The organism is Microcoleus sp. MON1_C5, assembly GCF_036701875.1.
Lineage (GTDB): Bacteria > Cyanobacteriota > Cyanobacteriia > Cyanobacteriales > Microcoleaceae > Microcoleus.
In genome coordinates this window covers 1-14,569 of the sequence record NZ_JAUBRN010000026.1, presented here as the reverse complement: position 1 = coordinate 14,569, position 14,569 = coordinate 1, and the positions used below count along the sequence as shown (strand labels likewise).

The following is a 14,569-nucleotide window of genomic DNA, read 5'->3' as shown; positions in this document are numbered from 1 at the left end:
CTTCCTCTGCGCCCTCTGCGCCCTCTGCGGTTCATTAAAAAAAAATCTCACTCAGCATCGAAAATAGGGCGGACACCGCCCGCCCTAGAAAACTACTTCCTCAGCAACTTCACCCCGCGAATCGAATAATCCAAAAGCTCAATTGGGTGCATTAAAGTAACTTCCTTTCCCTGCAACTCCAAATGCTTCTTAATTTGCAAAGAACAACCCGGATTAGAAGAAGCAATCAACTCCGCCCCAGTATTCAGCAAATTCTCAACCTTTTGCACTCCCAATTCATCAGCAATCTCCGGCTGAAGCATATTGTAAACCCCCGCACTCCCGCAGCACAAAGCCGCATCCACAGGCTCTTTTAACTTCACCCCCGGAATTTGTTGCAACAACTGACGCGGCTGCAAACTAATCTTTTGCCCGTGCAACAAATGACACGCATCCTGATAAACAATTGTCAAATCTCCCTCAATCAAAGGATTGAGTTTCGCGGTAATTCCCGCACTTGCCAAAAACTCTTGCACGTCCTTAACATTAGCAGCAAATTTCTCAGCTTTCTCCCGATATTGCGGGTCATCTGCTAAAATATGACCGTATTCTTTCAAAGTATGGCCGCAGCCAGCAGCGTTGATAATCACACAATCAACACCAGTATTTTCAAAGCTATCAATCATTTGTCTCGCCAAAGCTTTCGCCTGTTCCGCTTGGCCTTGGTGTTCCGGCAAAGCAGCACAGCATCCCTGACTTTTAGGAACCACCACCTCGCAACCGTTAGCCGTCAAAACTCGCACCGTAGCTTCATTCACTGGCGAAAATAACAGCCGCTGCACGCAGCCTAAAATCACGCCGACTCGATAGCGTTTCTCCCCTTGTGCTGGAATTACCTCGGGTAAATTATCCCGGAAAGAATCGACAGTAACTTTCGGCAAAATTGATTCCATCGCAGCCAAGCGGGGAAATACTTTTTTCAGCAAACCTGTTTTGCGGACAAGTTTTGGCAGTCCTAATTTTTGATAAATAAACAGCGGTACAAGCAAAGGCCGCAATCTGTGAGGATAAGGGAAGAGATTAAAAATCAGAGTGCGAATTACATTGTCGGAAAAAGTGCGTTCCTGATTTCTGGCAACTTGGTGGCGAGTTGCGGAAATTAATTTGTCGTATTGAACTCCAGAAGGGCAAGTTGTAACGCAGGCCAAACAGCCCAAACAAGTATCGAAATGCTGTGAGGTTGCTTCGTTTAAAGGTGCCTCGCCTTCGTTAATTGCATCCATTAAATAAATGCGGCCTCTAGGCGAATCCATTTCTTTGCCAAGTACGCGATAACTCGGACAAGTTGACAAACAAAAGCCGCAGTGTACGCAGGTATCTATTAATTTGGGATCGGGCGGATTGTTGGCGTCAAAACCTGGGATTTCGAGGGTTTCTAAATGGGGATTTTGTGCTAGAAAATTGCTTTCTTTGGCAGGTCTTAAATCGTCGCTGGGAACGTGAGATTTTTCTGAAGTTTGCATATATGGCAGAAAGAAGAGGGAAGAAGGAAGAAGGAAGAGGGAAGAAGGAAGAGGGAAGAGGGAAGAAGGAAGAAGGAAGAAGAAAAAAGGATTTAGTTATCTATGAGAGAAGTCAGAAGCAATCGACCGCTTATATTTCAGCAATTAAGAAAAAAATTTCCTAACAGTCAGGCGCGGTTGCTATTCATAGCAAGCCTAAATCCGTCAAAAAAACAAAAACTTCTCTTCATTTCTCTTCCTTCGCGGTCTTCGCGCCTTCGCGGTTCGTTAAAAAACAAATGTGGTTCACCAATAATTCAGACTCGGAATTAAAAAAAACAGAACTCCGGACTATAAAGTTTAAACTAAATATCGCTTATAAAACGATGTGGACTCAAAAGATTTTCCGGGTCAAACTGCTGTTTAATCCGGCGCATTAAATCGATCGCACTTCCAGTATAGCCCCAAACATCTAACTCTTGCTTGATGTCGGTCGGCGCTGCTAAAACAGTCAGAAAACCGCCTTTCGCTTCGCACCCCCTGCGTACCTGCAACAGCGTTGTCGCAGTCGCAGCCTCAAACCGCAAAACCCCCAAACCGCTGCCTGCATGAATCAAAGCGTCCTGTACCGGCAATTCGTTAATTGCTGCTACAGCTTCCGACGGTCTAATCCCTATTTTGCAAATAATTGCGGACTTTGTGCCAGAATTCCAGACTGTTTCTGGCAATCTTTGCCATAACTGATGCTCATCATTGTCGCCACAGATATTTGCTTGCAAACCCAACTTTTCGCCAACTTCCAGCAAGCGGGCTGATTGTTCTTTAACGCTCTCTGCGATACTTTGAAATCTTACTATCAATCCTTGGCCCTTTCCTAAACCTAATTGTGCTACTAAATCAGGTGACACCAAATCAACGGCTGTCGGAGTCAAAGCAGAGGATAATAAGATTTGAGCCGTTTGGGACAAAGCATTAATTTCCCCTGTCAGCACTACGGTTCCCGATGATTCAGGCAGGGGATAAACTCGGAAAGTTACTTGAGAAATGACGCCCAAGGTACCGTAAGCACCAGTAAACAGTTTCATCAAGTCGTAGCCGGCGACATTTTTAACAACTCGACCTCCGGCTACCGCAATTTTACCGTCCGATCGCACAAAGGTAATTCCCAACAGCAAATCGCGAACCCCGCGATAGCGATGCCGCAAGGAACCCGCATCAGCAGTAGCGACAATGCCACCCAAAGTTGCCTCTTGCGGATATGCTGGGTCGATCGGCAAAAATTGACCTGCTGCTGCTAAAATTTGCTGCAAATCCGCAAACTTCATCCCCGCTTCTGCAGTCACGGTTAAATCGCCCACAGCGTGCTGTACAAGTCGATTGAGGCGCGAAGTGCTGACAGCCACAAGCCCCGCTGCATCAGGAGATACCCTTAAATTCCCCTTCAAAAGACCCACTTTGACAACATCTTGCTCCCCCCTTGTTAAGGGGGGCTGGGGGGGATCGGAGTCTAATTTTACTAAACCGCCCCAATCAAGTTTGCTGCCGCTACCACAAGGCAAGACTGCACAGCGATTTTGCTGTGCCCAAGCAATGACAGCCGCCAGTTCTTCCTGACTATTCGGGTAAACGGTACAATCTATTTTCGTGTCTGGGGCAACTGCTTTTTCTACCCGTTCTTGCCAAAATGGGTTTGTATCTTGCCAGCGACAGATGCCAGCAGTCCCAACAATACTTTCTAATTCTTGTGTGCTTACGTAATTTTCGGTAGAAAAAGATTTCATGAAGGTTATCAGACGCCCGGTAAAAAAAATTATCAAAACAGTGCCTAAAACCATTAAATATTAATACGGGCCCGATATTCAAAACATGAACAAACAAATGTCTCAAAACCGAATTTCTCTGGGAATTACCGGTCTCAACGAAGTGATTGGCGGCGGCCTAATTTCTCAACGCTCTTATCTGGTGCGCGGCGGCCCGGGTACTGGCAAGACTACACTGGGCTTTCACTTTTTGGCAGCAGGTGTGGCTGTGGGAGAAACGCCCCTGTTTATTACTTTAGGAGAACCCGAAGCGCAATTGCGGGCCAATGCGGCAAGTCTCGGTTTTGATATTGAAGCGATGGCGTTCCTGGATTTGAGTCCATCGTCAGAATTCTTTACAGAAGTTCAGACTTATGACATTTTCTCGCCCTCGGAGGTTGAGCGAGAACCGACTACACAAAAGATTATTGAGCGAGTCCAAGCTGTCAAGCCACAACGGGTGTTTTTGGACGCAATCACTCAATTTCGCTACTTAGCTGCGGATGAGTTTCAGTTTCGCAAGCAAGTTCTGTCTTTTCTGCGGTTTTTGGTGGAAGGGGGGGCGACGGTGGTATTTACCTCCGAAGGCACATCAAGTTCTCCCGACGACGATTTGCAGTTCATCAGCGACGGAGTAATTTATTTAGAACTATTGACAGAAGGACGCGCCCTGTCTGTCACCAAGCTGCGAGGCTCCAACTTCCGCAGCGGCCGCCATTCGCTGCGCCTGACTCAGGCTGGTATGGAGGTATATCCGCGACTGCTGCCGGACAACTATCAACAGGATTTTGTTGCTGAAGCAATTTCTTCTGGGGTTCCAGAAATTGACGAACTACTGCACGGGGGACTGGAACGGGGGACAGTGACGGTGATTAGCGGGCCTAGCGGCGTTGGTAAAACGACGGTGGGCATTCAGTTTATGAAGGAAGCCGCAGGAAGGGGGGAGCGATCGGTAGTTTACATTTTTGAGGAGTCAACTTCTACTCTGCTGCGCCGCTGCGAATCAGTTAACATCCCGGTTGGGGCGATGATGGGGCAAGGAAGTCTGTCGGTGATACCCGTGGAACCTTTGCTGTACTCGCCGGATCAGTTTGCCTGTATGGTACGCCAGGAGGTGGAGCAGGAAAAGACGCGGATTGTGATGCTTGACAGTATTTCTGGCTATCAGCTTTCGATGCAGGGGCAAGATTTGGTGAACAATTTGCACGCTTTGTGCAAGTATCTGAAGAATATGGGAGTGACCGTTATCTTGATTAATGAGGTAGAAGCTATTAGCGGAGATTTTCGGCTGACCGAGATCGGGATTAGCTATTTGGCGGATAATCTTCTGTTTATACGCTATATGGAACGCCAACTGCAGAATAGGACAGAAATCCGCAAGGCGATGGGAGTAATTAAAAAACGAGTCAGCAATTTCGAGAGAACTCTGCGAGAACTAGAGATTACTCGCTACGGCATCAAAGTCAGCAAACCGATAGGGGGGCTGCGCGGCATTTTGAGTTCGGCGCCGGTGTGGATTGAGGGGGGAGCAGATGAAGCTTGAATCGGGATTTGTGCTGCTGTTTTGGGGCAATTGCAGCTAATTTTGGAGTTGTGAATCTACTAATGAGTAGGGGCGCACCGGGCACCTCACCACTAGCCTAAGTCCTGGAAAACTTAAATATATTGGTAAATTTGTGTATTTTTCGACTTTTATAGCCGTTTTCAGTTGTATGAAATACACTAGGGGCACAGGGCACGAGGGCGTGTCCTGTGTCAGATCATCTGTAGTTCACTCAACTGAAAACCAATGTAATCCCTCGCCGAAAAGTAAGCTAATACCAGATAAAAAAAGAATCCAACTTTAGAAAACCTCCCCACCCATATATAACCAGTCACTCCCCATTCTAAAATCTGAAATCTAAAATTTAAAATGGTTATAACCCGTATTCACAGGAAGCTGATAAATGACTGGCACTTCAATAATTTTAGCCGTAGACCGCAATCAGCGCAACTTGGAACTATTAGCACAATTTCTCAACAAAGAAGGATACCAGATGATCGCGGCTTATAACTTTGAAGATGTTGCACAAGCTATCAGTCAGCCTGCTAGGATCGGGATGGCTTTAGTAGATATTTCTGGTTTCGACCGCCGGATTTGGGAGTCCTGCGAACAACTGCGAAATCACCAAATCCCTTTTCTGATACTCTCGCCCAAACAAAGCGCTGCTATTCAGCACGAAAGCCTCTGCCACGGTGCTCGGAATATGTTGGTAAAACCTTTGATCGTTAGAGATTTGCTGGGAATTGTTCACAGCTTGCTAGGAGAACCTGCGTGAGTCAAATTTTATTGCTTGTAGAACAGAAAGAAAATCGTCGCTTGTTATTAGAATGGCTAGCAGTTTATTATGAGGTATTGCTGCCAAACTCAACAGATAATAGTGAGGATTTTTTACCATTTAATCAATCTTTTGACCTGGCGATAATTGACGGTCTTGCCCTGAAACGCCATTGGCAATGGGTGGCCGCCCAAAAACAGGCAGAACACCCGGTATGCTTGCCTTTTCTTTTGATTACATCCCGCTCGGATGTAGGGATGGCAACGCAATTTATTTGGCAAAGTATTGACGATTTGATTATCGCTCCGATCGAGAAGATAGAATTGCAAGCGCGGGTGGAGATTTTGCTGCGATCGCGCCAGTTGTCTTTAACTCTCAAATTGTCTCACGACCAACTCGATCGCACTCTGCAAACAGCCCAAGAACTCAACGAGATGAAAACATCTTTGTTGTACATGATTGCCCACGACGTTCGCAATCCTTTGAATTTCATCATCGGCACTACGCAACTTCTTACCAAGTACAAGTTGACATTAACAGATGAGAAAACACAAGAACTGCTAGACAAAACTCAAGCAGCGGCAAAAGGCATCGATCAGTTATTAGACGATGTTCTGCTGCTGGGCCGTGTTGAGTCAGGACAAGCCGGATTTTGCTTGGTACCGCTAGACTTAGCAAAGTTTTGTAATGAGTTGGTAGAGGAATTTCAGAGCAGCCTGAAGTTGAAACCTCCAAGCGATCCGGTGACGCTGATTTTTGTGAATCACACTCAATCGCCGATGGTGTCTTTGGAGGTAAGCTTGCTCCGGCGCATTCTGGGCAATTTGCTGTCAAATGCTATTAAGTATTCTCCCCCAAATACCGAAGTAATCTTTGAATTAAAAGTTACTGAAACCGAGGCTATTTTTTCAGTACAGGATGCAGGAATTGGCATACCTGTCGCCGACCAAGGACGGCTGTTTGAGTCATTTTACCGGGCTAAAAATGTCGGTCGAATTCCCGGTACAGGACTGGGGCTGAGCATTGTTAAAAAATGCGTGGACTTGCACGGTGGCGAAATTACTTTGATCAGTGAAGAAGGCGTCGGCAGTACATTTACCGTAACGCTGCCGATCGCAAAACCTGGAAAAAAGCAAATCTCGCCTGCAACGCCTTAAACTAGATGCAGGGATTATGCGAAAATTTACAGACTATGCAGTTGTCTGAGCTAAGGCGCGCCTTTTGTGCCGTACAATCAATCAACTGTTGAAGACCGATCGCCTGAGCTTTCAGGCAGACAGTCCAACTGTTCAACTATTAATGGTTGAAACCTGATGTCTCCAGGTTCAATCGCCACTCTTCTCCACCAAGCGGGCAACAAAAGCAGCCAAAACTTACCCAAAGACACAGAACGCTGCTCGCGAACAACAACCAAGGGCAGGAGAGCCGCAAGTCGTAAGACGGCTGAGAGGGCAAACACCCCTGGCAAGCCACCGAGATTGGTCAAAGTGGCGATAAAGCCACCAAGGGTGATTCCCATTGCCCCAGTGACACCAGGAACCGCCGCGGCGATCGCAAAGTAAAGGGACTGATTGCGTAGTGGGGTCACCGACATCATCAGATTACCACTGCACAGGTCGATCGCCGCCCACGTTGCACCGCCGATGATGTGCAACAGCGGGAACCAGACCCATATAAAAATTGGAGCCGTTCCAGCTTCTAGCCAGAGCACAGGGGTCAGAGCCACCAAGATTCCCACTACTATCATGATCGGGCGGTTCCCAACCCGGTCAGCCAGTTTGCCCCAAAAAACCAGCATCAGTAAGTTAGCACCCGCTCCTAAGCTGTTGTAGAGCGTTACCACGCTGACATCTATATTTATGTCATCCAGCAAGTAAAGGTTAAAGAAGGGAGCGCTGACGTTAACAGCAAAGCTCCATAGGCCAGAGTAAAGCAAAAACTTTAAAAAATTGGCTTCCTTGAGAAAGCTAAAAATTGCCCCTATGGATGATTTTTCGCCTATATCTGAATGCGTGACGTGTACAAGCTTTGGGTTCACATCGGTCATAAAGAACTGACAACCTAGACTGATGATGCCAAGCACAATTCCTAAAACCAAGATGGCACTGTAACCTTGGAGCCTTCCACCGGGCCAGTTCGATACCACTAGAGCCAGCAACGGCACACCAATGAGATTCGTCAAGCTGACAGCACTATTGCGAAAGCCAAAATACCGCCCGCGCAACCGCTGAGGTACTAAAACCGCCAACCAGCTCAAGAAGGAAGCACGACCTAAAGATTCTAAGACTTGAGTTACCCAGATGATTGCCAATGTCAACTGCACTACCTGATGTCCAGCGAGCTGAAATGAGCCTCCCAACCACATTGCTGGCACGAGAATCAGCCACAGCACTCGCGACAGTCCGAAAATCCAGAGGGAATACCAGTGGCGGCTCTGCAGTCGGTCTCCTATATAAGCTCCGAACGGTTGGAGCAGATTTACCAGTTGAGGAATGGAGGCGAGCATACCAATTTCGACTGGGCCAGCCCCTAAATCCAGCAAGAAATTACTGAGCAACGCGCCGCCGATGATGCTGTAAAAAAGCGTAGCGAAGACACTCTCCAAAGTTAGTGCTCTGAGGCTTGACCGAGTTTCCGGTTTGGAAAGTTTTAGAGGCGGAGTGGTCAGAAGTACCGTCTCTGGTAAGGCTATATCCTCTTGGATTTCCTGAAGAGGGAGAGGACTCGTTCTGTAATCTTCTTCTTGTGTTTCGAGCATACTGGATAGGCAATAGATGAGCTGCTACGCAGCTTAATTGTATAATATAAGATTAAATATTTTAAGTAAGACAGCCAGAGAGGCAAGCTAAAAATCACCTCTCTAAAAAGCCAAAAGAAAGATTACTTAAATAAATTAGGGAAAATAAGAATGCCCAAATTAGAGAAGAGTTCTTAATTGCATTATTAATAGTTAATCAATAAATAGCTAAGTTTTTATAAATTTTATATGCGACAGTAGCTTACTGGATTTTTCAGGGTGAACCCGATAAAATAGAGAGCTTTTCAGATGGAAGAAGTCAAGGCAACTTTCGGAAACCCACCTATGGGTATGAATAAAGGTTGCTAAAAAGGGGAACAAAATCAAAGTTCTAAAGGAGCAAGAGCGTTCAATAACTCTTGTAGGATAAATCGCAGCAAAGATTGAGTTGCTAATATTAAGCCCAACCGGGATTGGGCGAGTTGGGGCTGTTCTATTTTAACTTTACCCCAAATTCGGCACTGGCTGTAAAAAATCTGAAATGCTTCGCTCAAACTATTGGCTAATTTGAAATAATTGACAGGTTTTTCACGGTTCTTTACATCAAAAGTAGGATATAAATTGTCTAGCACTGTTAACAGTTGCGATATTAAACTGCGTTCTGCTGGATGCACTAACCGCAGTCGATCGCCCTCGTCAATCCAAGGGATAGGATTTGGACTCGCTAGGGACCAAATTTGCGGCGCTGTAGCCACATCGGGCTGGGCGATCGAAATTATCCGATCGCGGTGGGCCATTCGCAGCAGGGAACAGCAGCGCGCGTGGCTGTACTGAATGGGAAACAGTCGATCGGCTGACACAACAGGAGATAATATTCGAGATTCTGGAAGTGGGAGGTTCGTTTGAGCTAAACGCTGCAACCAAACGGCTAAACCTGCATCAGTCAACTCCATCTCGATAATTCCCGCCGGCGCTACCTTAACGGCGAAATCTGGGTAGCACAGCGGTTCGAGTGTTTCGGCCAACTGTGCCGCGATTGTCTGCGGTGTCTGCTGCCAAGTTTTAGCCAATTTCAGGGCGATCGCAGACACGTACAGCACCCGGGCGCTATCTTTACTCCGATTTAACGGAAATATTGCACCATTCTCCATCAGTTTTTTATGGGCGGGCAGGATGCCTACCCCACCATCAAATTCACTTTTTGTGGAACAGGCATCTTGCCTATTGTTGAGAATGGTGCAACCTATGAGATTTAATGGAATTTCCCCTAGTGTCTCTTGCTGGGCGATCGCGCTTTGGAACTTGGAAAGCAAGAAACACTTCACTGTAACTTCCGGGCACTGCGAGATATTTGGTGTATCCATATCGGCTGATCCTACGGTAACAGCGACGATCGACTGTTACCACTTGCACTGTTCTTGTACGTTAAACTGCTGATGTCCGAGATGGTCGATCGGCTCCCCCGGACGGGGCTACATCGAATTAATAAGCTTTCTAGCGATTTTTTTGCTAACTATACAATAATTTACGACAAATTTTTTGCTGAACTATACCATTTTGATGTATTTTTTGCTACATTAAATCTTTCGGTAAAACACAGAAAAGTCAGCATAGTTAAGAAGCGTGCAAGCTCGATCGGGGGTTGGTTGTCTCACTTTGTATCGCACTGCTGGCAGAAGCTGTTTTTCTCACTATTAAATATATCCCAGAGCCTCACTTATGCAATCAACTTCCACACCTCTAGAGACTATCGATCGACCTTTTATCACTTGGCAGCGAATTATCGACTGGGCCCAGGAACACTACCGCTGCCGGACTTTTAGCAAAGACGAGCGGATTCCCGCAAGACCCGGACTGCTGTATTTAGTCCAGAAAGGTTCTGTGCGGCTCGTAGGCAGCGCTCAAGTTAGCGCTGCAGCGGCGAAGTCAAAATCCGCTGACAAAACTACAGAAGAAGCTTTTTTGGGCTTCGTCGGTGCCGGTCAGCCCTTTGAACTGGTTGCTCAGTCTCCGTTTACTCTCCAAGCTTACGCTCATGCCGATCAAACTCACGTAGTGTGGATGTACTGGCACGACTTGGATAATTGGCCTCACTTTCGTAGGGAAATTTTGGATGCGTTTCGCTACCAGCACCAGCGGAAACTTCTCTGGCTGAGCACTTTGGGACAGCGCCGGACGATCGACCGACTGTTGGGATTTCTCACTTTGTTGATCGAGGAGTTTGGCGAACCTTACGTAGGTGAGGGCGAACCGGATGTGGTTCGGGGCTATCGGCTGCCTTGGGCCTTGACTCACGCTCAAATTGGCAGCGCGATCGGCTCAACGCGGGTGACGGTGACGCGACTGATGGGTAAGTTGCGATCGAAAGGTTTGATTAATACTGAGGATGATAATTTAATCTGTTTGCCGGCTAAGTCTAACCCCCAAAAGACAAAAAACCAACAGCAGGACGTAGAAGATTCCTTGGAAGATTCCTTGGAAGATTCCCTGGAAGATTCCCTGGAAGATGAAGATTCCCTGGAAGATGAAGATTCTCTCGAAGAATCTGCATAAAATCCTGCGGGAAATTGCTAACAAACAGCGCGTCACTATTAGTTTTGGGCAGTCGCGCTCGATCGCTCGACAGTGTACGATGAATTGTGTAAACTTTTCCCGTTCTCGAAAGGTGCGACTGATAATGACCGATAACAAGCAAAAATCTACTATCCCGAACCGTCAGCAACGGGTGGTATTCTGCGACTTTGATGGGACGATAACCGTTGAAGAAACTTTTGTGGCAATGCTCAAGCATTTCGCACCGGAATTGTCGTCTCAACTAATGCCTGAAATATACGCTAGAAGGCTGAGTTTGCGATCGGGAGTGCGGCAGTTATTAGAGTCTATTCCCTCGGAATGTTACGGGGAAATTGTGGAATTTTCTAGGGGAAGGCTGATGCGGCCGGGATTGTTGGAATTGCTGGATTTTTTGGATGAGAAAAAGGTAGATTTTGCGATCGTGTCCGGCGGTCTTCGGATTATGGTAGAGACGGTAATGGGCGATTTGGTAAACCGGGCGAGCGTTATTTACGCTGTGGATGTGGACGCTAGCGGCCCTCGGTTGCAAGTCAATTCTGAGTTGGAAGGAGATGAGGAATTGGTATCTAAGGTGCGGGTGATGGCGCAGCACCCGGCCGAAGAACAGGTGGCGATCGGAGATTCGCTGACGGATTTTAATATGGCTTTGCAGGCTTCGTCGGTGTTTGCGCGCGATCGGCTTGCCGAGTATCTAGACGAACAGCAAAAGCCTTATACTAAATGGGATAATTTTTTTGATATCTTGGAAAGTTTGTCCCAGAAATGGAATTGAAACTCTAGTAGGAATTGCGACAAAAAAATCGCACTATGCGGTATGTGTATTTAGTAAAATGCTGATGGCTCACCCTACGTTGAGAGCGATATGTATTGGTAAGCTTTGCACGGATTACCCTACGTTTAGATAGACCAGCGCAATTCCTATTAACGTAAAAAGTAAATAAAAAACTGAGGAATTATAAAAAATGAGTGGCGATTTGAGATCGGATTTAATTGCAGCAGCCAAACATTTTTACGATCGCGGTTGGATGGTTGGGACTGCTGGCAATCTTTCAGCCCGCTTGCCAGATGGCAGTTTTTGGATTACTGCTAGCGGCCGCGCCAAAGGGCAGTTAACTGAACAAGATTTTATCAGAATGAACTCAGACGGCGCAATTGTCGAGCGACCTGTTGCCGACAGCCGCCCTTCGGCCGAAACCAGCATTCATTTAGCCGTTTACAATTGTTTTCCAAACGCTAAAGCTTGCTATCACGTCCACTCGATCGAGGCAAATTTAGTTTCTCGGCTAACAGTAGGAGATGCAGTGCCTTTGCCCGCGATCGAAATGGTCAAAGGTTTGGGGGTCTGGGAGGAAAACCCGCAAGTGTCGATACCCCTCTTTACAAATTATTTAGAAGTCCCTAAGATAGCCAAGGAAATTTGCGAATTCTTTGCCGTTTCAGCGGCGTCTGTACCCGCTTTATTAATTCGCGATCACGGCATCACAGTCTGGGCAGACTCGCCCGCGGCCGCTTACAATTACGTAGAAATTGTAGAATACATTTTTCGCTATACGATCGCCGCCCGCCAATTAAATTTAGATTGAAGATTTGGGATTTGAGATTGAGCGGTGCATGAATTCGGAATTATGTAGGTGCGCCCTAAGCAGCTTACGGCTATTACCGCTATGATTAGCCTCTCAAACCACTTTTTGTATCCCGGACTGTAGGAAACGAGCAAACATTCAGAAGAGGCAACAGTTATGGCTAAATATACCAGAATTTTATCCATAGATGGAGGGGGAATTAGAGGAATTATTCCCGCGCAAGTTTTAGTTAGCGTTGAGTCAAAGCTGCAACAGAAAAGTGGCAACCCAGATGCGAGAATAGCTGACTATTTTGATTTAATCGCGGGCACAAGTGCGGGAGGCATTTTAACTTGCATCTATTTGTCTCCCGATGCCCAAAATCCCAGCCGGCCTCGGTGGTCAGCCCAAGACGCTGTTAATTTTTCGATTCAGAGCGGCCGCGACGTTTTTAAGAGTTCATTTTGGAAAAAACTCAGATCTATAGACGGTTTGATAGATGAAAAATATCCCGGCGATCGCTTAGAACAATTCTTTTTGGAAAACTTTAGAGATTGCAAACTCAGCGAACTGCTGAAACCTTGTTTAATTTCCAGTTACGACATCGAAAGGAGAAAAGCTCACTTTTTCGATCAAATAGATGCTAAACAATATCCAGCAGAAGACTATTTTATTAGAGATATCGCCAGAGCCACATCTGCAGCTCCCTCTTACTTTGAACTTCCCAAAATCCGATCTTTGACCAATGAATCCTACGCTTTAATTGACGGGGGAGTTTTCGCAAACAATCCCGCACTTTGTGCCTATGCAGAAGTTAGAAATAAATTCAGAATTCCCGACGAGCGCCCCGATAAAGGCCCGACAGCAAAAGATATGGTAATTTTATCGCTGGGGACGGGAGAAGCTCAGAATAAATTCCCCTACGAAGAAGCGAAAAATTGGGGTCAAGTTGAGTGGGTTCAGCCTTTGATTAATATCATGATGACGGGAGTTGCTGAAACTGTAAATTATCAACTAATTCAAATTTATGATGCGGTTGAAAGACCGAATCAATATTTGAGAATTACTCCCGATTTGCTCCACGAAGAACCGCTGCCCATTGATGATGCCTCGGAAGAAAAAATATCAGACCTGCTGAGAATTGGCAAGGATCAAGCAGACAAGAATAATGAACAGTTGGATAAGTTTATCGACTTGTTACTTGCGGAGTAGTCCTAGGGTTTTAGATGTGAGATTTTAGATTGGGAAATGAGTGATGATTACCACAGAATCAATCACTGCCAATCTAAAGTCTAAATGGTATAGCGCACCAACCGCAGGGCAAGCCGACTGAAAATATATGTTGACAAATCGTGCAATAATTGCTGTAGGATTGCCGAAAATCAGTAGGTGGCAGTGCTTCGCCCTGTTTGCAATTAATCGCGATCCCTCAGTCATTGGTTAAAAAAGACCAAGAAAAGCCCGATCGGCATTTAGATGAAACCTTAAATAACAGGTGGTTTCAGCGGTTTTTCGTGACGTTGTTCCTGGGCGGTCAAGTGCTGCTACGCATACTTCAAGGCAAAATTGACTGTCGCAAAATCATGGAACATTTAGTAACAGTAGGCCTGGATTCTTTCCGATCCCTGCTGCTAATAGCCTTTTTTGGCGACATGACTTTTACATTTCAATCAGCCAGAGAATTGGTGCACTTTGGGGTGGTTGGGGCGATGGGAGGTGCTTTTGCTGTGGCATTTTGCGACGACGCTGGGCGGAGGTAAAGGAGTAGGCCAAGCTGCCACGGCGGCGCTGGTAACTTCTTGGGTGTTGATTTTTGTGACGGGTTTATGTTTATCGCTGTTGATGTTTCACGAGTTGGGAATTCCTAGAAGTTGATAATCTTGGCGATTATAGCAGGAGTCAGGAGTCAAGATGCTTAAATATTAAGGGTTTGAACAATCATCAACGCCCTACGCCGTCAAGGCGATTGCTATAAAATCAACATGAAGATTTTTTAAACCGCAGATGAAGGCAAATAAATGCTGATACCAATTTTACATGAAGTTGCATAGAATAAAGATAATGTTGAGAGGTGATGAGTTATGGCACGTCAACTGAT

13 protein-coding genes are annotated in these 14,569 nt (G+C 46.2%); 9 read left to right on the top strand and 4 right to left on the bottom strand.

Going from position 1 to position 14,569, the window contains the following annotated elements; genetic code table 11:
* Window positions 1-92: 92 nt before the first annotated feature.
* Entirely contained in the window at window positions 93-1,502 is a 1,410-nt protein-coding gene (locus tag QUA71_RS14570) for a heterodisulfide reductase-related iron-sulfur binding cluster (RefSeq protein ID WP_333285937.1), read from the bottom strand.
* A gap of 2 nt (window positions 1,503-1,504) precedes the next feature.
* On the opposite strand from QUA71_RS14570, the gene QUA71_RS14565 reads away from it, so the two are divergent.
* On the top strand, window positions 1,505-1,666 hold the full coding sequence (locus tag QUA71_RS14565) for a hypothetical protein (protein ID WP_333285935.1): 162 nt from the start codon (window positions 1,505-1,507) through the stop codon (window positions 1,664-1,666).
* A 180-nt stretch (window positions 1,667-1,846) separates the two neighbouring features.
* On the opposite strand, the gene QUA71_RS14560 is transcribed toward QUA71_RS14565, so the two are convergent.
* Window positions 1,847-3,262 carry an FAD-binding oxidoreductase gene (locus tag QUA71_RS14560; protein WP_333285934.1) on the bottom strand — a complete coding sequence of 472 codons (1,416 nt, stop codon included), beginning with the start codon at window positions 3,260-3,262 and terminating at the stop codon, window positions 1,847-1,849.
* A 97-nt stretch (window positions 3,263-3,359) separates the two neighbouring features.
* On the opposite strand from QUA71_RS14560, the gene QUA71_RS14555 reads away from it, so the two are divergent.
* From QUA71_RS14555 to QUA71_RS14545, 3 genes are all read left to right on the top strand, one after another.
* Window positions 3,360-4,823, top strand: coding sequence for an ATPase domain-containing protein (locus QUA71_RS14555; protein WP_333285932.1), 1,464 nt, complete (start codon window positions 3,360-3,362; stop codon window positions 4,821-4,823).
* Between the two features lie 403 nt (window positions 4,824-5,226).
* Window positions 5,227-5,598: a response regulator gene (locus QUA71_RS14550; protein ID WP_333285930.1), complete on the top strand. Its 372-nt coding sequence runs from the start codon at window positions 5,227-5,229 to the stop codon at window positions 5,596-5,598.
* The gene (locus QUA71_RS14545; RefSeq protein ID WP_333285928.1) at window positions 5,595-6,755 is read left to right on the top strand and encodes an ATP-binding protein; all 1,161 of its coding nucleotides are present in this window, start codon (window positions 5,595-5,597) and stop codon (window positions 6,753-6,755) included. The genes QUA71_RS14550 and QUA71_RS14545 overlap by 4 nt, the downstream gene beginning before the upstream one ends.
* 77 nt (window positions 6,756-6,832) lie before the next feature.
* Here QUA71_RS14545 and QUA71_RS14540 read toward each other — a convergent pair whose 3' ends face one another.
* Together QUA71_RS14540 and QUA71_RS14535 are read right to left on the bottom strand one after the other, a co-directional pair.
* On the bottom strand, window positions 6,833-8,356 hold the full coding sequence (locus QUA71_RS14540) for an MFS transporter (protein WP_333285927.1): 1,524 nt from the start codon (window positions 8,354-8,356) through the stop codon (window positions 6,833-6,835).
* A 362-nt stretch (window positions 8,357-8,718) separates the two neighbouring features.
* Entirely contained in the window at window positions 8,719-9,699 is a 981-nt protein-coding gene (locus tag QUA71_RS14535; protein WP_333285925.1) for a DALR anticodon-binding domain-containing protein, read from the bottom strand.
* Between the two features lie 355 nt (window positions 9,700-10,054).
* Here QUA71_RS14535 and QUA71_RS14530 point away from each other — a divergent pair, with 355 nt between their 5' ends.
* The 5 genes from QUA71_RS14530 (at window position 10,055) to QUA71_RS14510 (ending at window position 14,231) form a co-directional block, all read left to right on the top strand.
* Window positions 10,055-10,888 (top strand): Crp/Fnr family transcriptional regulator, encoded by an 834-nt coding sequence (locus QUA71_RS14530; protein WP_445243782.1) that lies wholly within the window; start codon window positions 10,055-10,057, stop codon window positions 10,886-10,888.
* A complete protein-coding gene (locus QUA71_RS14525) occupies window positions 10,842-11,681 on the top strand; it encodes an HAD-IB family phosphatase (protein WP_333285923.1) in 840 nt (279 codons plus the stop codon). Before QUA71_RS14530 ends, QUA71_RS14525 begins: the two co-directional genes overlap by 47 nt.
* Before the next feature lie 190 nt (window positions 11,682-11,871).
* On the top strand, window positions 11,872-12,492 hold the full coding sequence (gene mtnB / locus QUA71_RS14520) for a methylthioribulose 1-phosphate dehydratase (RefSeq protein WP_333285921.1): 621 nt from the start codon (window positions 11,872-11,874) through the stop codon (window positions 12,490-12,492).
* 156 nt (window positions 12,493-12,648) lie between these two features.
* Window positions 12,649-13,683: a patatin-like phospholipase family protein gene (locus QUA71_RS14515; RefSeq protein WP_333285919.1), complete on the top strand. Its 1,035-nt coding sequence runs from the start codon at window positions 12,649-12,651 to the stop codon at window positions 13,681-13,683.
* Window positions 13,684-13,907: 224 nt separating this feature from the next.
* On the top strand, window positions 13,908-14,231 hold the full coding sequence (locus tag QUA71_RS14510; RefSeq protein WP_333285917.1) for a hypothetical protein: 324 nt from the start codon (window positions 13,908-13,910) through the stop codon (window positions 14,229-14,231).
* The last annotated feature ends 338 nt before the right edge of the window (window positions 14,232-14,569 follow it).